This window comes from Pseudomonas sp. LBUM1657 (genome assembly GCF_059716075.1).
This window is the reverse complement of the sequence record NZ_CP166799.1, coordinates 3,874,737-3,895,911: the sequence shown is the minus strand read 5'-3', so window position 1 is coordinate 3,895,911 and position 21,175 is coordinate 3,874,737. Positions and strand designations below refer to the sequence as shown.

Here is a 21,175-nt window from a genome sequence, read left to right as displayed (position 1 = left end):
TATCTGAACGGAGACAAGAACAATGAGCGACGCCCCGGTAATCGGCCATTACATCCACGGTCAGGTGCAAGACAGCGGCAGCGAGCGGTTCAGCAATGTCTTCAATCCGGCCACCGGCAGCGTCCAGGCACGTGTCGGGCTGGCCAGCCAGAAGACCGTCGATGAAGCCGTCGCCTCGGCCCTGAAAGCCTTCCCGGCGTGGTCCGAGCAATCGTCCCTGCGTCGCTCGCGGGTGATGTTCAAGTTCAAGGAACTTCTCGACCAGCATCACAACGAGCTGGCAGAAATCATCAGCCGCGAACACGGCAAGGTTTTCTCCGATGCAAAAGGTGAAGTCACCCGCGGCATCGAAATCGTCGAATACGCCTGCGGTGCGCCGAACCTGCTGAAAACCGAGTTCAGCGACAACATCGGTGGTGGCATCGACAACTGGAACCTGCGTCAACCACTGGGCGTTTGTGCCGGGGTTACGCCGTTCAACTTTCCGGTGATGGTGCCGCTGTGGATGATCCCGATTGCGCTGGTCACCGGTAACTGCTTCATCCTCAAGCCGTCCGAGCGTGATCCGTCCGCCAGTTTGCTGATGGCCCGTCTGCTCACCGAAGCCGGTTTGCCGGACGGTGTGTTCAACGTGGTCCAGGGTGACAAGACGGCGGTCGATGCGCTGCTGCAACACCCGGACATCGAGGCGATTTCCTTTGTCGGCTCGACGCCGATTGCCGAGTACATTCATCAGCAAGCCACCTCTCGTGGCAAGCGTGTGCAGGCGCTGGGCGGGGCGAAGAACCACATGATCGTCATGCCCGATGCGGATCTGGATCAAGCGGCGGATGCGTTGATCGGCGCTGCTTATGGTTCGGCCGGCGAGCGTTGCATGGCGATCTCGATTGCTGTCGCGGTCGGCGATGTCGGCGACCAACTGATTGCCAAACTGCTGCCGCGCATCGACCAGCTGAAAGTCGGTAACGGCCTGCAGGGCGATAGCGACATGGGGCCGTTGGTGACTGGCGAACACAAAGCCAAGGTCGAAGGTTTCATCGACCAAGGTGTGGCCCAAGGCGCGCAGCTGATTGTCGATGGCCGTGGGTTCAAGGTGCCGGGCGCAGAGAACGGCTTCTTCGTCGGCGCGACGCTGTTCGATAACGTCACGACTGAGATGAGCATTTACCAGCAGGAAATTTTCGGCCCGGTGCTGGGCATCGTGCGGGTGCCGGATTTTGCCAGCGCCGTGGCCCTGATCAACGCCCATGAATTCGGCAACGGCGTGTCGTGTTTCACCAGCGACGGCGGCATAGCTCGCGCGTTTGCCCGCACCATCAAGGTCGGCATGGTCGGCATCAACGTGCCGATTCCGGTTCCGATGGCCTGGCACTCGTTCGGTGGCTGGAAGCGCTCGCTGTTCGGCGATCACCACGCCTACGGCGAAGAAGGCATCCGCTTCTACAGCCGCTACAAAAGCGTGATGCAGCGCTGGCCCGACAGCATCGCCAAGGGCCCTGAATTCAGCATGCCAACCGCCAAATAATTCACCTCTGCGGAGAACAACAATAATGAGCAAACCCCTGCGTTTCGCCCTGAACCGTATGGTCGCCCCACGTTTGTCCCTGCCCGCGTTCATCGAGTTGGCGGTGACCCTCAAGGCCGACGCCATCGAAATTCGCAATGACCTCAAAGGCGTTGAGATCGAAGACGGCACCGCGCCGGAGCGGGTGCGTGAATTGTGCGCGGCCAAAGGCATCACCGTGCTGTCGATCAACGCGCTGTATCCGTTTGACGTATGGAACGACGAGCGTCGCGCGCACGCCTTGAAGCTCGCCGCTTATGCCCGTGATTGTGGCGCGCAGGGGCTGGTCATGTGTCCGCTGAACGAGCGTGCCGACCCGCGAAATGAAGCCGAACGCGCGTCCGGCCTGCGCACCGCCCTGAGCGAACTGGCGCCGATTCTGCGCGATCACGGCATTCTCGGTTTCATCGAGCCGCTGGGTTTCGAAGAGTGCTCGCTGCGGCACAAACGCACGGCCGTGGAGGCGATCAAGGCCATCGGCGGGCTGGATGTGTTCCGTCTGGTTCACGACACCTTTCACCATCACTTGGCCAGCGAACATGAATTCTTCCCCGAGCTGACCGGGCTGGTGCACATCTCCGGTGTCGAGGATGCCGAAGCGCCGCTGGCGACCATTCGCGACGGCCACCGGGTGTTGGTGGGCGAGGGCGACATCCTTGGCAACGCGGCGCAGATCGAGACCTTGCTGAGCAGCGGCTACAACGGCTACCTGTCGTTCGAACCGTTTGCCGACAGCGTTCATGGCCTGACGGACATTCAACAGGCCATCGGCGAAAGCATGGATCACCTGCAAAGATCCCAAGGTTAATGGAGATCCCCTGTGGGAGCGGGCTTGCTCGCGAAGGCGGCGGCACATTCAAAATCGATGTTGCCTGACACACCGCTTTCGCGAACAAGCCCGCTCCCACAGTGATCGGATATGCATTCACAAAAAGGTGCAAGCATGACCACAACAAGACTGACCATGGCCCAGGCCCTGGTGAAATTCCTCGATAACCAGTACATCGAGGTGGATGGGGTTCAGAGCAAATTCGTCGCCGGGATCTTCACCATTTTCGGCCATGGCAACGTGCTGGGTCTGGGGCAAGCCCTGGAACAGGACAGTGGCGACCTGATCGTTCATCAGGGCCGCAACGAGCAAGGCATGGCCCACGCCGCCATCGGTTTCGCTAAGCAACACCTGCGGCGCAAGATCTACGCCTGCTCCTCATCGGTAGGGCCGGGCGCGGCGAACATGCTGACCGCTGCCGCCACGGCCACCGCCAACCGCATCCCGTTGCTGCTGTTGCCCGGCGATGTCTACGCCTGCCGCCAGCCCGACCCGGTGCTGCAACAGATCGAGCAGTTCCACGACCTGAGCATCAGCACCAACGATGCCTTCAAGGCCGTGAGCAAATACTGGGACCGCATCAACCGTCCCGAGCAGTTGATGACCGCCGCGATCCACGCGATGCGGGTGCTCACCGACCCCGCCGAAACCGGCGCCGTGACCCTGGCCCTGCCGCAAGACGTCCAGGCCGAGGCTTACGATTATCCCGACTACTTCCTGCAAAAACGCGTGCACCGTATCGAGCGCCGCCCGGCCACCGAAGCGATGCTCGGTGATGCGCTGGCGTTGTTCAAAGGCAAGCGCAAACCGCTGATCATTTGCGGGGGCGGGGTCAAATATTCCGGCGCCAATGCCGCATTGCAGGCGTTTGCCGAGCGCTTCGATATTCCCTTCGCCGAAACCCAGGCCGGCAAGAGTGCGGTGGTGTCCAACCATCCGCTGAACGTCGGCGGGATCGGCGAAACCGGTTGTCTGGCGGCGAACCTGCTGGCCAGGGATGCCGATCTGATCATCGGCATCGGCACCCGCTACAGCGATTTCACCACAGCGTCGAAGTCGCTGTTCCAGCACCCCGACGTGCAGTTCCTCAACCTCAATATCAGCCCGTGCGATGCCTTGAAACTCGATGGCGTGCAATTGCTGGCGGACGTCAGAACCGGTTTGCTGGCGCTCGCCGAAGCACTGGGCGACTACCGCTCCGCTTGGGGCGATCAACCGCGTCAGGCCAAGGCGCAACTGGACGAGGAAGTCGACCGCATCTATCAGGTCGAATACCAGACCCAGGACTTCGTCCCGGAAATCAACGATCACCTGGACCCGGCGGTGCTGCGCGAATTCATCGAGCTGACCGGCTCCTGCCTGACCCAGAGCCGCGTGCTCGGCGTGCTCAATGAAACCCTGGCAGATGACGCCGTGATCGTCGCCGCTGCCGGCAGCCTGCCCGGCGACTTGCAGCGCAGCTGGCGCAGCAAGGGCGTAAACACCTACCACGTCGAGTACGGCTATTCCTGCATGGGCTACGAGGTCAATGCCGCATTGGGTGTGAAGCTCGCCGAGCCTGGGCGCGAGGTCTATGCGTTGGTCGGCGATGGCTCCTACATGATGCTGCACTCGGAGCTGGCGACCTCGATCCAGGAGCGCCGCAAGATCAACGTCGTGCTGCTGGACAACATGACCTTCGGCTGCATCAACAACCTGCAAATGGAACACGGCATGGACAGCTTCGGCACCGAGTTCCGCTTTCGCAACCCGGAAACCGGCAAGCTCGACGGCGGTTTCGTACCGGTGGACTTCGCCATGAGCGCGGCGGCCTACGGCTGCAAAACCTACAAAGTGAACACCGTTGAGGAGCTGAAAGCTGCGTTGGCCGATGCTCGATTGCAGACAGTCTCGACGCTTATCGACATCAAGGTCCTGCCCAAGACCATGATTCACAAATACCTGTCGTGGTGGCGGGTCGGCGTGGCGCAAGTCTCTACCAGCGCGCGTACCGATGCGGTGGCCAAGACCCTGAATGAACGACTGGCCAAGGCCCGTCAGTACTGATTGCCCCTGAAACTAACAACACATTTTCACAGGAGAATCTTCATGTCTTTGCTCTCTAATCCACTGCGGCTGGGCGTCATCGGCACCGGGGCCATCGGCCAGGATCACATTCGTCGTTGCAGCCAGACCTTGCTCAATAGCCAGGTGGTTGCAGTCACCGATATTAATTTGCAGCAAGCGGCCAACGTCGTTTCAGATTTGAAACTGACCGCCGAGGTCTATCCCGATGGCCACGCGCTGATCAAGGCACCGGAAGTCGAAGCGATCCTGGTCACCTCCTGGGGCCCGAGCCACGAAGAATTCGTGCTGGCCGCCATCGCCGCCGGCAAACCGGTGTTTTGCGAGAAGCCACTGGCCGTCACCGCTGAAGGCTGTCGCAAGATCGTCGAGGCCGAAGTGGCTCACGGCAAGCGCCTGGTGCAGGTCGGTTTCATGCGCCCGTACGATGAAGGGTATCGGGCACTCAAAGCGGTGATCGACAGCGGTCAGATTGGTGAGCCCTTGATGTTGCACTGCGCGCACCGCAACCCGACCGTGGGTGAGAACTACAAGACCGACATGGCAATCACCGACACGCTGATCCACGAACTGGATGTGTTGCGCTGGTTGCTCGATGACGATTACGTGTCGGTGCAAGTGGTGTTCCCGCGCAAGAGCAGCAAGGCCCTTGCGCATCTGAAAGACCCGCAGATCGTGCTGCTGGAAACCGCCAAAGGCACGCGCATCGACGTGGAGGTTTTCGTTAACTGCCAATACGGCTACGACATCCAGTGCGAAGTGGTGGGGGAGACCGGCATCGCCAAATTGCCGGAGCCTTCGCAGGTGCAATTGCGCAGCGGGGCCAAGCTGTCGAATGCGATTCTGATGGACTGGAAGGATCGGTTCATCGCGGCGTATGACGTCGAGTTGCAGGCGTTCATCGATGGCGTACGCGCCGGACAGGTGGGCGGGCCTTCGGCGTGGGACGGTTTCGCTGCGGCCGTCGCCGCGGATGCCTGCATCGAAGCGCAGAACAGCGGGGCGATCGTCAAAGTCGTCCTGCCCGACCGCCCACACTTCTACGGCTGACGATGATCCCCTGTGGGAGCGAGTTTGCTCGCGATGACGGCAGCACATCCAACATCTATATGGCTGTAAGACCGCTATCGCGAGCAGGCTCGCTCCCACAAGGGGAGTGCCAAGGCTGAGCCTTGCTGAAGGAGAACAACAATATGCGCATCGCATTAGACCCCTACATGTACCGCTCTCTGTCCCTGGGCAAGATGATCGATAAGGTCGCCGAGCTTGGTTATGAGCATATCGAACTGTCGCCCCGGGAAGATTTCCTGCCGTTCTACAAAGCCCCGCGGGTCGACAAGGCGCGGATCAAGGAGTTTCGCAAAGCCTTGAGCGACACTGGCGTCAAACTCTCTTCCCTGTTACCGATGTACCACTGGGCCGCGGCCGACGAAGGTTTGCGCGTGGCGGCCGTGCGCAACTGGAAACGGGCGATCCAGATTGCCGTGGAGATGGATTGCGAACTGGTCAACACCGAATTCACCGGCCAGTCGGACAACCCGCTGGTCTGCGAAAACCAGTTCATGCGCTCCATGGACGAACTGATCCCGGAGTTCGAACGCGAAGGCATCAAGCTCGACATCCAGGCCCACCCTTACGACTTCTGTGAGCGCAACAATGAGTCGGTGGACATCATTCGCGGTCTGGATCGCGACTGGATCAACTACCTCTACGCGGCGCCGCACACCTTCTTCTATGACGATGGCAAAGGCGATATCGCCTCGATGCTCAAGTACGCCGGGTCCAAGCTGAGCCACTTGATCATCGCCGACACCTACAACCACAAGGCTTCTTCGGGGTTGCGCTACATCGTCAACCCGCCGGGTGTGACCGCCACCGTGCACCAGCATCTGGACATCGGTCAGGGCGAAGTCGATTGGGACGCGTTTTTCGGCACCTTGCGCGAAATCAAGTTTGACGGTATCGCCACGGTGTCGGTGTTCGCCTGGGAGGACCGGCCGGACGAGTCCAACCGGATGATGCTTGAGCGAGTGACCCGAGAACTGCGCAGTTGACCGGCCTACACAAAACCTGTGGGAGCGGGCTTGCTCGCGAAGACGGTGGCACAGTCAATATCAATGTCGCCTGACACACCGCTTTCGCGAGCAAGCCCCCTCCCACAAGGTCCGGGTACATCCGGCAACTGTCTATAAGGAGAATGTTTTCATGCGTATCGGACTTGTCGGTTACGGCCATGGCGGCCGGTTTTTCCATGCACCGCTGATCAGCAGTTTGCCGGCGGCGAAGTTCGTTGGCGTGGTCACCCGCTCAACGGAGCGCCGACAGTTGCTGGCAGCAGAACACCCCGGCGTGCCGGCCTTCGACAGCATCGGCCAGTTGGTTGAGGCGGGGATCGATGTGCTGGTGGTGTCGACGCCACTCAAGGGCCGCCCGGCGTTGGTGCTCGATGGCATCGAACACGGTGTCGCAGTGGTCAGCGACAAGCCGTTCGCCGCTGACGCGCAGCAGGCGCAAACCCTGATCACCATGGCCGAGCGCCAGGGTGTGCGGCTCAGCGTCTATCAGAACCGTCGCTGGGACTCGGATTTTCTCACCGTGCGCAAACTCATCGAGTCCGGCGCGCTGGGCGAGATTACCCGGTTCGAATCGCGGATCGAACGTTACTCGCCGCAGTCGGTTAACAACGGCAGTGGCGGCGGTTTTCTTCGCGACCTGGGCAGCCATCTGGTGGACCAGGCGTTGTTGTTATTCGGCCCGGTCACACGGGTCTACGCCGAACTGGATTACCTGGAAAAAGGCCAGGTCTTCGACAACGGCTTCTTTATGTCCCTGACCCACGCCAGTGGCGTGACCTCCCACCTGGGCGGCAGTTGCCTGCAAAACACCCCCGGCCCGCGTTTTCGGGTAACGGGTACCCAAGGCTGCTACACCGTCGATGGTCTGGACGGGCAGGAAGCGTCGACGCTTGCCGGGCTCACGCCCAAATCCGAAGGCGAACGCTGGGGCGTGGAAGAGCATCGTCGCTGGGGCTGGTTCGAACAGGGCGAAGTGCGTGAACGGGTGCCCACCGAGCGCGGTTGTTGGAATCAGTTCTATTTACAGCTGCAAACCGCGTTGCAGAGCGGTGGCCCATTGCCCGTGGACGCCCGTGATGCACTGGCGACCACCCGCGTTCTAGACGCCGCGCGACTCAGTGCAGAGCGCCAGCAAGTGGTGGAATTGAGCCCGTTTGAAAGCCATGGAACAAAATTAGAATAAAATTCTAAAATGAGTTGATATAGAAATTATATTCCAATAGAGTCATTTCCAGCGACCTGCCTCGCGACTCGTTTTCACTCTTTTGCCGCTTACTGAAATCGTCACGCCTCATCCATAAAACCAACAAGAATGTGGAGAAAGACTTTTCATGAAGACCAAGATCCGTTTCGCATCCCTTGCCCTGTCCCTGATGTTCGCCAGCGGTGTTGCGCTCGCCGACATGAAGATCGGCGTCAGCATGTCGCAGTTCGATGACACCTGGCTGACTTACCTGCGCGAATCCATGGACAAGAAAGCCAAGTCCTATCCTGACGGCGTCCAGTTGCAATTCGAAGACGCCCGCAGCGACGTGGTCAAGCAACTGAGCCAGGTGGAAAGCTTCATCAGCCAGAAGGTCGATGCCATCGTGGTCAACCCGGTGGATACCGCCGCCACCCGGAAAATCACCGAAGCCGCGGTCAAGGCCGGCATTCCGCTGGTGTACGTCAACCGTCGTCCCGATGACCTGAAACTGCCTAAAGGCGTAGTCACTGTCGCCTCCAACGATCTGGAGGCCGGTGAAATGCAGATGCAGTACCTGGCCGACAAAATGGGCGGCAAGGGTGACATTGTGATTCTGCTGGGCGACCTGGCCAACAACTCCACCACCAACCGCACCAAGGGCGTCAAAGACGTCCTGGCCAAATACCCGAACATCAAGATCGAGCAAGAACAGACCGGCACCTGGCTGCGGGATAAGGGCATGACCCTGGTCAACGACTGGCTGACCCAAGGCCGCAAGTTTGACGCGGTGGTGGCCAACAACGACGAAATGGCCATTGGTGCCGCGATGGCGCTGCAACAGGCCGGTGTCGACAAGGGCAGTGTGTTGATCGCGGGTGTCGACGGTACGCCGGACGGCTTGAACGCGATCAAGAAAGGCTCCCTGGCCGTCTCGGTGTTCCAGGACGCAAAGGGTCAGGCGGATGGTTCCATCGACACGGCGGTGAAAATGGCCAAAAACGAACCGGTTGAACAAGCCGTGTGGGTGCCATACCGCTTGATCACCCCGCAAAACGTCGACACGTTCAACTAGCCCGTCCGTTCAATAACAACAATAAGCACGCAAGGTTGCGACCGCGACCTTGCTGATGGAGTACCTGATCATGTTCGCTTCAGCGACTGCTTCGAGCACCCCGTTGGTGGGTATCCAGCCAGCTGCAACACCTGTCGATGAGCCGTACCTGCTGGAGATCATCAACGTCAGCAAGGGTTTTCCCGGTGTGGTGGCCCTGTCCGATGTACAGCTTCGGGTGCGCCCCGGTTCCGTGCTGGCCCTGATGGGCGAGAACGGTGCAGGCAAATCCACACTGATGAAAATCATCGCCGGCATCTACCAGCCGGACGCCGGCGAACTGCGCCTACGGGGTAAACCGGTGGTGTTTGAAACGCCACTGGCAGCGTTGCAGGCCGGGATCGCGATGATCCACCAGGAACTCAATCTGATGCCGCACATGAGCATCGCCGAGAACATCTGGATCGGTCGCGAGCAGCTCAATGGCCTGCACATGATCGACCACCGCGAGATGCACCGCTGCACCGCGCAACTGCTGGAACGCCTGCGGATCAACCTCGACCCGGAAGAACAGGTCGGCAACCTGAGCATCGCCGAGCGGCAGATGGTCGAGATCGCCAAGGCGGTGTCTTACGACTCCGACATTCTGATCATGGACGAACCGACCTCGGCCATCACCGACAAAGAAGTCGCCCATCTGTTCTCGATCATTGCCGACCTGAAAAGCCAGGGCAAAGGCATCATCTACATCACCCACAAAATGAACGAAGTGTTCAGCATCGCCGATGAAGTGGCGGTGTTCCGTGACGGCGCCTACATCGGCCTGCAACGGGCCGACAGCATGGACGGCGACAGCCTGATTTCGATGATGGTCGGGCGCGAGCTCAGCCAGTTGTTCCCGGTGCGCGAGACGCCGATTGGCGATCTGCTGCTGTCGGTGCGCGACCTCAAACTGGACGGGATTTTCAAAGGTGTGTCCTTCGACCTGCATGCCGGCGAGATCCTCGGGATCGCCGGATTGATGGGGTCGGGACGGACCAACATCGCCGAAGCGATTTTCGGCATCACCCCGAGCGACGGTGGCGAGATCCAACTCGACGGCGAAGTGGTGCGCATTACCGATCCGCACATGGCCATCGAAAAGGGTTTCGCGTTGCTCACCGAAGATCGCAAGCTCAGCGGCCTGTTCCCGTGCCTGTCGGTGCTGGAAAACATGGAAATGGCGGTGCTGCCGCACTACGCCGGCCACGGTTTCATCCAACAAAAAGCCCTGCGCGCCTTGTGCGAAGACATGTGCAAGAAACTGCGGGTGAAAACGCCGTCGCTGGAGCAATGCATCGACACGCTGTCTGGCGGTAATCAGCAGAAAGCCCTGCTGGCACGCTGGCTGATGACTAACCCACGAATCTTGATTCTCGACGAGCCGACCCGCGGTATCGATGTGGGCGCGAAGGCCGAGATCTACCGGCTCATTTCCTACCTCGCCAGCGAAGGCATGGTGGTGATCATGATTTCCTCGGAACTGCCGGAAGTGCTCGGCATGAGCGACCGGGTGATGGTCATGCACGAGGGCGACCTGATGGGCACCCTTGACCGCAGCGAAGCAACCCAGGAACGAGTGATGCAACTGGCCTCGGGCATGTCCGCGGTTCACTAATGGATGCCGGCGCTGGCTGCGGCCAGCGTCGACGATGCGATAGAAGGGTGAGTGGTTATGAACGCGATACTGGAAAACAAACCAGCAACGGCACCGGTCAAGAGTCGCCGGCGCTTTCCGACTGAACTGAGTATCTTCCTGGTGCTGATTGGCATCGGCCTGGTGTTCGAAGTGTTCGGCTGGATCGTGCGGGACCAGAGCTTCCTGATGAACTCCCAGCGCCTGGTGTTGATGATCCTGCAAGTGTCGATCATCGGCCTGCTGGCGATCGGCGTGACCCAGGTGATCATTACCACCGGGATCGACCTGTCCTCCGGCTCGGTACTGGCGCTGTCGGCGATGATCGCCGCCAGCCTGGCCCAGACCTCGGACTTCACCCGTGCGGTGTTTCCATCGCTGACTGACTTGCCGGTGTGGATTCCGGTGATCGTCGGGCTCGGAGTGGGGCTGCTGGCGGGGGCAATCAACGGCAGCATCATTGCCATCACCGGTATTCCGCCGTTCATTGCCACCCTCGGCATGATGGTCTCGGCCCGCGGCCTGGCGCGTTACTACACCGAAGGCCAGCCGGTGAGCATGCTCTCGGATTCCTACACGGCCATCGGACACGGCGCGATGCCGGTGATCATTTTCCTGGTGGTCGCGGTGATCTTTCACATCGCCCTGCGTTACACCAAGTACGGCAAGTACACCTACGCCATCGGCGGCAATATGCAGGCGGCGCGTACGTCGGGGATCAACGTCAAGCGGCATCTGGTGATCGTCTACAGCATCGCCGGATTGCTGGCGGGGTTGGCCGGCGTGGTGGCTTCGGCCCGCGCGGCGACGGGGCAGGCCGGGATGGGCATGTCGTATGAGCTGGACGCGATTGCCGCGGCAGTGATCGGCGGCACCAGCCTGGCTGGCGGCGTCGGGCGCATCACCGGCACGGTGATCGGCGCGTTGATCCTCGGGGTCATGGCCAGCGGGTTCACCTTCGTCGGGGTCGATGCCTACATTCAGGACATCATCAAAGGCCTGATCATCGTGGTGGCAGTGGTGATCGACCAGTACCGCAACAAGCGTAAACTCAAGCGCTGAGCCGCAGACAACACCGCCAATGCGCCACGCCTGACCCGCGTGGCGCAGCCGTTTGTCTTCTATATACCTCCGCTCGGTTGAATTTCTTGCTATAAACGCACTCCGATAACCACCACAAAGGCTACCGCAGAGTGCTTTCGGGGCTTTGTCGGACAAATTCGTTGTCTTTTCAGTTGCTGAGGCCTCAAGTCGGCCTTAGACTGCCGCCCCTCGTAAATTGAGTGCCGGGTGGCGCTTGGAATACACGGCGCCTTTCCGATGGCCAGACCTGGTCCGCCGGAACGCTCCCTAATTCGCCTTAATGCACGTTTTTTTATAGAGATATCAATGACAAAGGACAAGTTGCTGGCCATGCCGGCGGATGACTACATGAATGCCGAGCAACATGCTTTTTTCTCCGAGCTGTTGCAGAACATGAAAGTCGAAACCCATGAGCGCATCGAACAGAACCGCATCGCCATCGAGAGCCTGGACACCCCGGCCGATCCGGCCGACGCGGCGTCTGTCGAAGAAGAGCGCACCTGGCTGGTGAACGCGATCGATCGCGACCAGCGGATGCTGCCTCAGTTGGAACAAGCCCTGGAACGCATCAAGGAAGACAGCTTCGGCTGGTGCGACGACAGCGGCGAGGCCATTGGCCTCAAGCGTCTGCTGATCAGCCCGACGACCAAGTACTGCATCGAAGCTCAAGAGCGTCACGAGCAGATCGACAAGCACCAGCGTCAGGCCTGATTTCGTAGCGCCCGGCATCGCGGGCAAGCCTCGCTCCTGTAGGAGCAAGGCTTGCCCGCGATGCTTTTTGTCGTCTGGAAAATCTCGCGTACTTCTATTGATCTGCTGCGACACCCACTACTAACGGACCATAGATAATGGCCTTGTAGTGGCGTTTAATGCGAAGACAACAATTAGAAGATACTTGGGGTGACGAAGATGACGAGGGATGGATCTCTGGTTGGGCCAGTGCCTGCTCCAGTGCTTTTGCCGAAAAACCGCTGGCTGACGCCGACATTGCAAAGCATCGCCCTGATGCTCTTGTTGTGTGGCATGACGCTGGGCGGCTGGTCGCTTTACCTTGGCCTGCCATTGGCCGTACTGATTATCTGGCTGCCTCGCCTGCGCTCGCGGACCATTGAGGCAATCCCTGAAAACGGCGCCAGCGCTATCGCCGAGCTGACTCGCGATCTTTCCTATACCACCAGTCATAACGCATTGTCGGCCGCCGGCGTGGCGTTTTCGGTCAAGCAACTGGCCGACAAACTTCAATCGCAGCTCGGTGCCGCGGCGCAGATTGTCAGCAACGCCGAAGTGATGATTGCGACCGAACAAGCCACCTCAAAACTCAGTCGCGAAGCTCTCGGCGCCGCCAGCGAGGCGCATCAAAGCAGCGCGGCAGGGCGCACCGAGTTGATCGAGTCTATCACCCGCATGCATCAACTCAGTCAGCGCGCCAGCAACAGCCGCGAACTGATCGAAGCCCTGAGCCTGCGCAGCGACGATATCCAGCGGGTCACCCTGGTGATCCAGTCCATCGCCAGCCAGACCAACTTGCTGGCGTTGAACGCGGCGATCGAAGCGGCACGCGCCGGGGAACACGGGCGCGGGTTTGCAGTGGTGGCCGATGAGGTTCGCGGTCTGGCCGCGCGGACGGCGACGGCGACCGGCGAAGTCGGGGAAATGGTCGCCGACATCCAGCAACGCACCGCGCAAGTGGTGGAGCAGATCCGCCAACTGTCCAGCGATCTCGACACGGGTGTCGAACAGGTCGAGCACACCGGTCAGCATCTGGAAAACATCGCACGCCTGGCGGCCGGTGTCGAAAACCAGGTCGCGCAAATCGCCCAAGGCGCGGACACCAACCGCGAACAACTCGACAGCCTGTTCCATGCCATCGAACAGATGCGCAGCGATCTGGCGATCAGCGACCAACAGACCCAACGCCTCGCTCAGGCCGCTGTGCAAATGGAAGGTCAGGCCGAAACCATCAGCGAGCGCCTCGCCGAAGTCGGGCTGGATGACTATCACCAGCGGATTTATGACCTGGCCCGTGAAGGTGCGAGTCAGATTTCGGCGCGCTTCGAAGCGGATATCGACGAAGGCCGTGTCAGCCTGGATGACCTGTTCGATCGCAATTACCAGACAATACCCAATACCAGCCCGGCCAAATACCAGACCCGTTTTGATCGCTACACCGATCAGGTCCTGCCGGCGATCCAGGAACCGTTGCTGCCGCGCCATGAAGGCCTGGTGTTTGCCATCGCCTGCACGCAGCAAGGCTATGTGCCGACTCACAACAAGGTGTTCAGTCAGCCACTGACTGGCGATGCGCAGGTCGATACCCTGCAAAACCGGACCAAACGCAAATTTGCCGATCGCACCGGGATTCGCTGTGGTAGCCATCAGCAGGCTGTGTTGCTGCAAACCTACACCCGTGATACTGGTGAGCTGATGCACGATTTATCGGTGCCGATCATGCTCAAGGGGCGGCATTGGGGTGGGTTGCGGTTGGGGTACAAGCCGGAAAAGTCTCGCTGAGCTGTTTTGGCGTTGTTGTTAGTGGCGGTTGGGGTTGGGGTTGGAACTAGGGCTAGGGTTGGGGTTGGGGGCATATCCGTTTCTTCGGTGACGGCGGCTGGCGGTTTCGCTTTTACAGCGAGTCACTTGGAAGAGCCCCAAGTAACCAAGGGCTTTTGCCCCTTTCATTCGGTGCCTCGCTCCGGTCCTGCTCCGTGGGCCCGCCGCGATCGGCCATCCATGGCCGTGCGCGGCTAACCCGGCATCCATGCCGGGTTGCCCACTGCGCAGAACCTCCACTCGGCCTCTCGAGGGGGCATGCACCGCAAAAGCGAGGCGGCCGGCCTGATCTTTCAAGCGCACGCGCTCCCCCCTGTGGGAGCGGGCTTGCTCGCGAAGCTGTTGATCTTGCCGTTGCCGTTGCCGTTGCCGTTGCTTTGCTTTGCTTTGGCTTCAGATCTGCCGCCCCTTTCCCAGAGGCCGAACGCAGGCGTTGCGCAGGGGGCAGCTCGGCATGGATGCCGAGCTAGCCGCGCCCGGCCATGGATGGCCGATCGCGGCGGGCCCCCGGAGCAATGCCGGAGTGAGGGCATGCCGAGCCTAGGCGAGGCACCGAATGGCGGGGCACAAGCGCTTTGGTTACTTTCGCGCTTTTCGAAAGTGACTCGCTGTAAAAGCGAAACCGCCAGCCGCCGCTACCGCAGGAACGGATATGTACCCCAGCGCCAGCCGCCGTTACCGCAGAAACGGATATGCCCCCCAGCCCCAGCCCGCCGCAGCCGCGCATTGTTGCGATTCTGGCAACAAATCTGTGCAGCGCAGTTACTGTTTCCGCGCCAATGAACTCATTACCATGCCGACATAGTTAGGTTGCTAATGAAATTCGAGAGGTCAGCATGCAAAGCAGAGTCGATGTCGCGGTCATGATAGGCAGCGGTGTGCCCGCATGTTTGCGAGCGATGGGGCAAAGTGTCTGTTGGGTGGTGCTGCTCAACGGCGAACGTCGGGGGACGGCATTCGCCAGTCGCGAAGAGGCACAGGAATGCAGGGCTGCCTGGCTGGCGCAACTGAACGCCGAAACACCCGACAGCCTGCATTGAATCAGAGGCTAGTGAATCTGGTGCATGCGCAGGTTCAGGTCATCGACCACCCGAGCCCAATCGGCGTCTTCACGTAACTGTTCTTTCAGGAAGCCTGCTTGTTGCGGTGTCCAGAACTCGGCATCGATGAGTTTCTTGTTATCGGCCAGCGGGGAATGACTGGCGATGAAATCGTCGATGGCTTTCTCGCTGGAGTCCAGGCCGAGCTGGTCGAACAAGCCTTTCAAGTCGTGTGTAGGTGAATCCATCTTCATCTCCTTGCAGGTAATCAGTCGCGTCGAGTGCGAGATCTGAGGTGCGGCTTCATTGCATCTGAGGAGGCCGCGCTTCAGGAGTTCGATAGCGATGTTCAACAGCAGGAGTGAGCATAGACTGCAAACCCGATGATCAGGCTTTCAATGCGCCTTCATCGACGGCAAGCTTCAGCGCCTTGGCGGCTTCCTGGGCGGCGATGGCTGCAACATCGGATGTCTTGAACCAGCGATCCTTCTCGACCTGGTGATAGGTCACGGTGGTCAGAGGTGGTTTGGCACGCATGACAATGACAGCCTGGAATTCGCCTTCGACCTCTCTGGCTTCGCCCCGGATAAAAAATTCGCCGATATCAAATTCCGTCACGTAGCAGCCTTCCCATGGAAATATTTTGTTGTGTAGAACGCTGCCCGCACTTGGGAAGGCGTTTCATGGGGCCCAGTATGGCAGTAGTTGCCTGCCGACGGCTGAGTTAAGTCGTCGGCATGACGAAACGTCTATAAGGATGGACGGGGCGGTCGCATCACAGGCGTGACTCGAGTGAACGGGCGAGGGCGCAGGCTTCGTTATGGTTGCCGCGGAAACCTCTTACGTGGCCCGTCGAAATTTCCTTGATATGGAAGAAGGCATTACCGGCCAAAACCACCTGGAATCGAGGCGGGGCAGGCTCATCCGGGTAAAATTCATGGTGTTGAAACACCACGGGGTGCAAGGTAGGCGAGTGGTTTGCGTAAGGTGCGTCAGGATGAGCGAAGTGTGTCAGGGTGCACATGTGAAGTCCTTTTCGTTGTTTTACCGACGTGTGTACGTTGTTTTGGGTAGTCTCGGTGAGCATCGCTGCTCTAGAATCACCGTCACTGGTTGGCGATTGATGGTTATCTAAAGCAATTTTTTGCTTGCGATATGTCGGAAAAGTGCTTTTTTTAAAGAGTTTTTTCCCTAAGGTTGGTAATCCGGTTTTTCTGGCCGTCAGAAGGGCGTTTTCCTTCAACCTCTGACGAATGCCAGGCAAGACGACGCGAGTGACTTTCCAGTAGTCTTCTCAAACCTCGCGATGGATGAGCGCTCTGCTCGTTTCAGGATCTGCTCGTTTCAGGATTTCAACCCGGGTTGTTTGGCGACACCTTCGGCATTGCCGCTTATTTCTGCCGTGTGCTTTTTTTTTGCGTGCGGCATCATTTTCAGATGTGGGGATGTTTCCTTGGCAGTAAGTAATCTCGATATGCATGCTTTGTTCGTGCTGGGTGATTTGCGCGCAAAGCTGGTTAAACAGTTTCAGTCACGTTTCGTTTACATCACCGAACAGAACGCTGAAGGCATCTACATTGCCGAACTCGACACCGAATCAGCGCTGGTGGTGGACGACAAGCCGGGACTTAAACTCAAGGTCGGCGATCATTTCAGCGCTTCGGTATTGCCCAGTCGCGAAGGCGGCAAACTGGACATCAAGTTCCGCGAAATCAAACTGACGGTCTACGGGCTGGGTGATTACGCGTTTGTGACCACCGCCGATGGTCACGGGATTGTGTTCAAGGAAGGTCACAGCGTGGTGATGGTGTTCGCCGCTCACCAACAGTTGCAGGAAGGCCTGACCAAAACCCTCAAAGCCGTTACCGCCAAGGCTGCCAAGTGGCGCAAGGGCGAGCTGATCAGCTTCAAGGCCAGCGAGTAATGACCCTGACCCGCGCCGATTTCCACGAACAGAATCAGGCCAGCGCTCGCGTCGAGGCCCAGCGGCTGTTCGACCAGAAGGCTGTTCTGCAAGGCGCTTGGCTGGGATGGGTGGCATCGCAGATCTACCTGCTGCAACCGGCGGAATACGCCAGCATGGTAAGAAGAGAGCTGGCGCGCTTGCAGGAACCTTCCGAAAAATAATCGACCTCCCTCGAAAGCAGGAACCTCTACTACAGTCAGTTGACTGAGTATTCAGAGGCTTTGCGGTCTTCTGCCAGGCCATTCTGCTATTGCTGTGAACAGCACGAGGTGCAAAAGCATGAAAGGATTTCGACGGTTGCTGGCCGCTACGCTGGCCACGTTCGGTTTGTTGGCTTCACCCGTTCCAGTATTCGCTGCCCAGACGCCCATCCACTTCGCCGACCTGAACTGGGAAAGCGGCAGTCTGATCACCGATATCCTGCGGATCATTGTCGAGAAGGGTTACGGGCTGCCGACCGATACCCTGCCGGGGACGACCATTACCCTGGAGACCGCACTGGCCAACAATGACATTCAGGTCATTGGCGAAGAATGGGCCGGTCGCAGTCCGGTCTGGGTCAAGGCTGAGGCCGAAGGCAAAGTCGTGAGCCTCGGCGATACGGTCAAGGGCGCCACCGAAGGTTGGTGGGTGCCGGAGTATGTAATCAAGGGCGACCCGGCCAAAGGTATCAAACCGCTGGCGCCGGACCTACGCAGTGTCAGCGATCTGCCGAAATACAAAGGTGTGTTCAGCGATCCGGAAACCCCGGGCAAGGGGCGCTTCCTCAACAGCCCGATCGGCTGGACCTCGGAAGTGGTCAACAAACAGAAACTCAAGGCATATGGGCTGGACGACAGTTATGTGAACTTCCGCAGTGGTTCCGGCGCGGCGCTGGATGCGGAGATCAGTTCATCGATCCGTCGCGGCAAGCCGGTGCTGTTCTATTACTGGTCGCCCACGCCGTTGCTGGGTCGCTTCAAACTGATTCAGCTGGAAGAGCCACCGTTCGACGCCGAAGCCTGGAAAACCCTGACTGACGCTGACAATCCGAATCCGAAACCCACTCGCTCATTGGCCTCGAAGCTGTCCATCGGTGTGTCCACGCCCTTCCAGAAGCAATACCCGCAGATTGCCGAGTTCTTCAGCAAGGTCGATTTTCCCATTGATCCGCTGAACAAGGCGCTGGCTGAAATGAGCGAAAAACACACCCCGCCACGGCAGGCGGCGGAGGCGTTCATGAAGGCGCACCCGGATGTGTGGAAGGCGTGGGTGCCCAAGGATGTGGCGGATAAGGTGTCTGCCGAACTGAAGTGAGCAGATGGCTTGGATACATGTGGTGTGGCTTCTGCCGCATTCGCGAGCAAGCCCGCTCCCACATTAGCTCGCTTGTGTACGCAAATCCTGCGAACGACCGAGATCCAATGTGGGAGCGGGCTTGCTCGCGAAGCTCTTGCTTCTAAAACCGCGTCTGCACCGCCAGCTCAAAGGTACGCGGCGTACCCAGGTAATACGCCGGTGAAACATGCGCAAACTCGGCATACACCTCGTTGGTCAGGTTGCGCACCCGGCCGGTCACGGTGGTGTGCCGGTCGACCTTGTAACTGAGGAACGTACCGTAGAGCGTGTACGACGGCACGGTCATGGTATTGGCGCTGTCGGCAAACACCGAAGCCACATACCGCGCATCGACACCCCCTTGCCATTGCGGCGCAAAGTCATAGGTCAGCCACAGATTGCCGACCCGGTCCGGCACGTTGGTCGGTGTATTGCCTTTGCGTGAAACCACCACGCCTGCGGCATTCTTCTCGGTGAATTCGTCGTATTGGGCATCGACCCAGGCGAAGTTGCCCTCGGCCAACAACTTGTCGGTGATCTTGAAGGAACTGGCCAGTTCGATCCCCTTTGAGGTTTGCTGACCTACCGGAATGCTGACGGTCGGGTCCAGCGGATCGGTTACCGCGAAATCCTTGCGCTCAATCGTGTACGCCGCCACCGTCGCCGAACCGCGCCCGTCCAGATAATCGAACTTGCTGCCAACTTCCCATTGCTTGCCGGTGGAGACATCGAAGTCCTGAGTGCCATTGGGTTGTTCGGCGGCGGTGCTGTATTGCGCGTAAACATTGGCGGAAGGAATGAACTGGTAGGTCAGGCCGACCCGACCGGTGACCGGTTCCCAACTGCGTTTCAGATGCCGGGGATTGCTGGCGGTCACTTCCCGGTGATTGGTCACGTCCAGGTCGATGTCGTCGTAACGCAGACCGGTCAGCAATGCCAGTTTGTCGGTCAGTGCCAGGCGGTTTTCGGCGAACAGCGCTTTAGTCGTGACTTCATTGGTCTTGTCGCTGACAAACCCTCGCCGGGTGCCCGGGATGTCATAGAAGTGCCCCGGTTGGTAATGCTCTGGATCGACCGTGCTGGCGCCGCGCACGTTCAGCGGCGAGTTGGTGGTCTGGTTGACCTTGTACTCGAAACCGCCGGACCAGGTGGTGTCCAGACCGAACAAGGTGTTGTCGTGGCGCAGTTCGAACTGGTTGCCGTTCTGCTCACCCTGATGCCGGACCTGGTACGCCGTGGAGCGGTTTACCACGCTGTTGTCGGCGGAGTACTGGTAGGTTTCCAGGTTGCGGTAATCGCGCTGGCTGTCGAGGTGGTAGAGCGTATTGCGCAGGGTGGTGCTGTCGTTGATCCGGTAGTCGATGATCGAACGCACCCAGATCGTGCGCTGCTCGTAGCGGCCGTCCTCGACGTTGTAGTTGTTGAAGCGGTTGTGCTTGTCGATCTTCAGTTCGCCGGCCTTGGGGTTGAGTACCGGGGTGCCCCAGTAAGGGCTGTCTTCGTGTTCGTCCTGATACTCCACGGCCAGGGTGTGGGACAGGTTCGGCGTCAGGTCACTGAGCAAGGAGAACGCCACGCTCCACGCATCGCGCTCCTGACGGTCGATGTAGCCGTTGCCGGTGTTGTGGCTGACGTCCAGGCGCGCGTAATGCTGCACGTCCGAACTGGCCTCGCTCAGGGCGTGGTTTAAGCCAAACGCGGTCTCGGTGGTGTCGTAAGTGCCATAGCTGACCCGACCTTCGACGGCTTGCTCTTCACGGTTCGCCAGTTTGGTCACGTAATTCAGCGAACCGCCCACGGAGCCGGCGCCATTGATCAGCGACGACGGGCCGCCCACCAGTTCCACCCGATCATAAATCCACGCATCCACAGGCCGGGCGAGGCCGCCGGAAACGTTGATGCCGTTGAACATCTGGGTGATCTGACTGCTGGTGAAACCACGGTAGGAGACAAAGCCGCCAAAGCCCGGCGGTGCGCTGGCATTCACCCCCGGCAGGGTGTTGGCGGCGTCCTGGAAGTTCTGCGCGCCGTGGCGTTCGATGTCGTTGCGATCAGCGATGGCGACGGACGCCGGGGTGTCCCGCACGCTCAGGCCCAGGCGCGAGGCCATGCCGCTGGACTGATCGAGGCTCAGCCCCGGTTCGTCGGTCGCCTCACCGTCGATGGTGATCGGTGCGAGATCAACCGTGGATTGCGCCCAGGCGTTAACGGACAGGCTGCCGAACAGGGTCGCCAGTAAAGGAATGTATTTCATCGATGAATCCTGAATGCTTGGCTAGGAACCAGCACACACGCAAACGCCACGCATTGGCGGGGTGGGCTGATCGGAAATAGCGAAGAAACTCAGGCGAGCGGCGGGGCGCGAGGATTGGCCGAGGGCCAGATGAAGCGAGCGGGGAGGTCAGGGTTGGCGATGACAGCCAGCGGCGGGCTGTGCTGCTCGGGGAGCGTCGCCAGGGTCAGGCTGGAGTTGAACGCCGGCCCCATGCCGCCAGTGGAGCACAATGGGCAACCCAAGGATTTCGACAGGATCGGCAGCTTGTCTTCGGAGCTGTTCGACGAGGCCGGTACCTGGGTAGTCGGGTCCACCGTACAGAACTGGCCGCCGATGCTATTGAGCTGCATCCCGACCATTTGCCCGTGACCGATACTGCTGGCGAACACGTTGAACAGGACGCAGCAGTAAAGCGTCCAGGCCATCAATGTGCGATCAGATCGGGCGATTTTCATGGAGCGGCACTTTACCACCGTCGATCACGATTGCCCTTACAAAAA

The 21,175-nt window shown here is 59.6% G+C and carries 20 protein-coding genes; 15 read left to right on the top strand and 5 right to left on the bottom strand.

Features of this window, described 5'->3' with window-relative positions; genetic code table 11:
* The first annotated feature begins 22 nt into the window (after positions 1-22).
* The 12 genes from ACA055_RS18035 to ACA055_RS17980 all read left to right on the top strand — a co-directional run bounded on the left by ACA055_RS18035 (position 23) and on the right by ACA055_RS17980 (position 15,117).
* Positions 23-1,525: a CoA-acylating methylmalonate-semialdehyde dehydrogenase gene (locus ACA055_RS18035; protein WP_497679887.1), complete on the top strand. Its 1,503-nt coding sequence runs from the start codon at positions 23-25 to the stop codon at positions 1,523-1,525.
* A 25-nt stretch (positions 1,526-1,550) separates the two neighbouring features.
* Positions 1,551-2,372 (top strand): TIM barrel protein, encoded by an 822-nt coding sequence (locus ACA055_RS18030; RefSeq protein ID WP_497679886.1) that lies wholly within the window; start codon positions 1,551-1,553, stop codon positions 2,370-2,372.
* 135 nt (positions 2,373-2,507) lie between these two features.
* Complete coding sequence (iolD, locus tag ACA055_RS18025) at positions 2,508-4,439, top strand: 3D-(3,5/4)-trihydroxycyclohexane-1,2-dione acylhydrolase (decyclizing) (protein ID WP_497679885.1); 1,932 nt, start codon at positions 2,508-2,510, stop codon at positions 4,437-4,439.
* Positions 4,440-4,481: 42 nt separating this feature from the next.
* Positions 4,482-5,507, top strand: a complete 1,026-nt coding sequence (iolG, locus tag ACA055_RS18020) for a bifunctional inositol 2-dehydrogenase/D-chiro-inositol 1-dehydrogenase (protein WP_497679884.1) — start codon at positions 4,482-4,484, stop codon at positions 5,505-5,507.
* 143 nt (positions 5,508-5,650) lie between these two features.
* Positions 5,651-6,511, top strand: coding sequence for a sugar phosphate isomerase/epimerase family protein (locus ACA055_RS18015; RefSeq protein WP_497679883.1), 861 nt, complete (start codon positions 5,651-5,653; stop codon positions 6,509-6,511).
* Between the two features lie 151 nt (positions 6,512-6,662).
* Entirely contained in the window at positions 6,663-7,715 is a 1,053-nt protein-coding gene (locus ACA055_RS18010; RefSeq protein WP_497679882.1) for a Gfo/Idh/MocA family protein, read from the top strand.
* A 148-nt stretch (positions 7,716-7,863) separates the two neighbouring features.
* On the top strand, positions 7,864-8,790 hold the full coding sequence (locus ACA055_RS18005) for a sugar ABC transporter substrate-binding protein (RefSeq protein ID WP_497679881.1): 927 nt from the start codon (positions 7,864-7,866) through the stop codon (positions 8,788-8,790).
* A gap of 70 nt (positions 8,791-8,860) precedes the next feature.
* On the top strand, positions 8,861-10,426 hold the full coding sequence (locus tag ACA055_RS18000; RefSeq protein ID WP_497679880.1) for a sugar ABC transporter ATP-binding protein: 1,566 nt from the start codon (positions 8,861-8,863) through the stop codon (positions 10,424-10,426).
* Between the two features lie 57 nt (positions 10,427-10,483).
* Positions 10,484-11,506, top strand: coding sequence for an ABC transporter permease (locus ACA055_RS17995; protein ID WP_074875643.1), 1,023 nt, complete (start codon positions 10,484-10,486; stop codon positions 11,504-11,506).
* Positions 11,507-11,833: 327 nt separating this feature from the next.
* On the top strand, positions 11,834-12,238 hold the full coding sequence (locus ACA055_RS17990) for a TraR/DksA family transcriptional regulator (RefSeq protein ID WP_007907888.1): 405 nt from the start codon (positions 11,834-11,836) through the stop codon (positions 12,236-12,238).
* A 198-nt stretch (positions 12,239-12,436) separates the two neighbouring features.
* The gene (locus tag ACA055_RS17985) at positions 12,437-14,038 is read left to right on the top strand and encodes a methyl-accepting chemotaxis protein (protein WP_497679879.1); all 1,602 of its coding nucleotides are present in this window, start codon (positions 12,437-12,439) and stop codon (positions 14,036-14,038) included.
* A gap of 875 nt (positions 14,039-14,913) precedes the next feature.
* Positions 14,914-15,117 carry a hypothetical protein gene (locus ACA055_RS17980; RefSeq protein ID WP_497679878.1) on the top strand — a complete coding sequence of 68 codons (204 nt, stop codon included), beginning with the start codon at positions 14,914-14,916 and terminating at the stop codon, positions 15,115-15,117.
* An 8-nt stretch (positions 15,118-15,125) separates the two neighbouring features.
* Here the strand turns inward: ACA055_RS17980 and ACA055_RS17975 are convergent, their stop codons facing one another.
* The 3 genes from ACA055_RS17975 to ACA055_RS17965 form a co-directional block, all read right to left on the bottom strand.
* Positions 15,126-15,365: a DUF2789 domain-containing protein gene (locus ACA055_RS17975; protein ID WP_008151672.1), complete on the bottom strand. Its 240-nt coding sequence runs from the start codon at positions 15,363-15,365 to the stop codon at positions 15,126-15,128.
* Between the two features lie 139 nt (positions 15,366-15,504).
* Complete coding sequence (locus ACA055_RS17970; protein ID WP_449643923.1) at positions 15,505-15,735, bottom strand: hypothetical protein; 231 nt, start codon at positions 15,733-15,735, stop codon at positions 15,505-15,507.
* 157 nt (positions 15,736-15,892) lie between these two features.
* Positions 15,893-16,141 carry a hypothetical protein gene (locus ACA055_RS17965; RefSeq protein ID WP_497684443.1) on the bottom strand — a complete coding sequence of 83 codons (249 nt, stop codon included), beginning with the start codon at positions 16,139-16,141 and terminating at the stop codon, positions 15,893-15,895.
* 429 nt (positions 16,142-16,570) lie between these two features.
* On the opposite strand from ACA055_RS17965, the gene ACA055_RS17960 reads away from it, so the two are divergent.
* From ACA055_RS17960 to ACA055_RS17950, 3 genes are all read left to right on the top strand, one after another.
* On the top strand, positions 16,571-17,041 hold the full coding sequence (locus tag ACA055_RS17960) for a hypothetical protein (RefSeq protein ID WP_497679877.1): 471 nt from the start codon (positions 16,571-16,573) through the stop codon (positions 17,039-17,041).
* Positions 17,041-17,244: a hypothetical protein gene (locus ACA055_RS17955; RefSeq protein ID WP_497679876.1), complete on the top strand. Its 204-nt coding sequence runs from the start codon at positions 17,041-17,043 to the stop codon at positions 17,242-17,244. Before ACA055_RS17960 ends, ACA055_RS17955 begins: the two co-directional genes overlap by 1 nt.
* Before the next feature lie 118 nt (positions 17,245-17,362).
* Positions 17,363-18,379 carry an ABC transporter substrate-binding protein gene (locus ACA055_RS17950; RefSeq protein WP_497679875.1) on the top strand — a complete coding sequence of 339 codons (1,017 nt, stop codon included), beginning with the start codon at positions 17,363-17,365 and terminating at the stop codon, positions 18,377-18,379.
* Between the two features lie 142 nt (positions 18,380-18,521).
* On the opposite strand, the gene ACA055_RS17945 is transcribed toward ACA055_RS17950, so the two are convergent.
* Positions 18,522-20,654, bottom strand: a complete 2,133-nt coding sequence (locus ACA055_RS17945) for a TonB-dependent receptor (protein WP_497679874.1) — start codon at positions 20,652-20,654, stop codon at positions 18,522-18,524.
* An 89-nt stretch (positions 20,655-20,743) separates the two neighbouring features.
* Complete coding sequence (locus tag ACA055_RS17940) at positions 20,744-21,130, bottom strand: DUF2946 domain-containing protein (RefSeq protein ID WP_497679873.1); 387 nt, start codon at positions 21,128-21,130, stop codon at positions 20,744-20,746.
* Between the last annotated feature and the right edge of the window lie 45 nt (positions 21,131-21,175).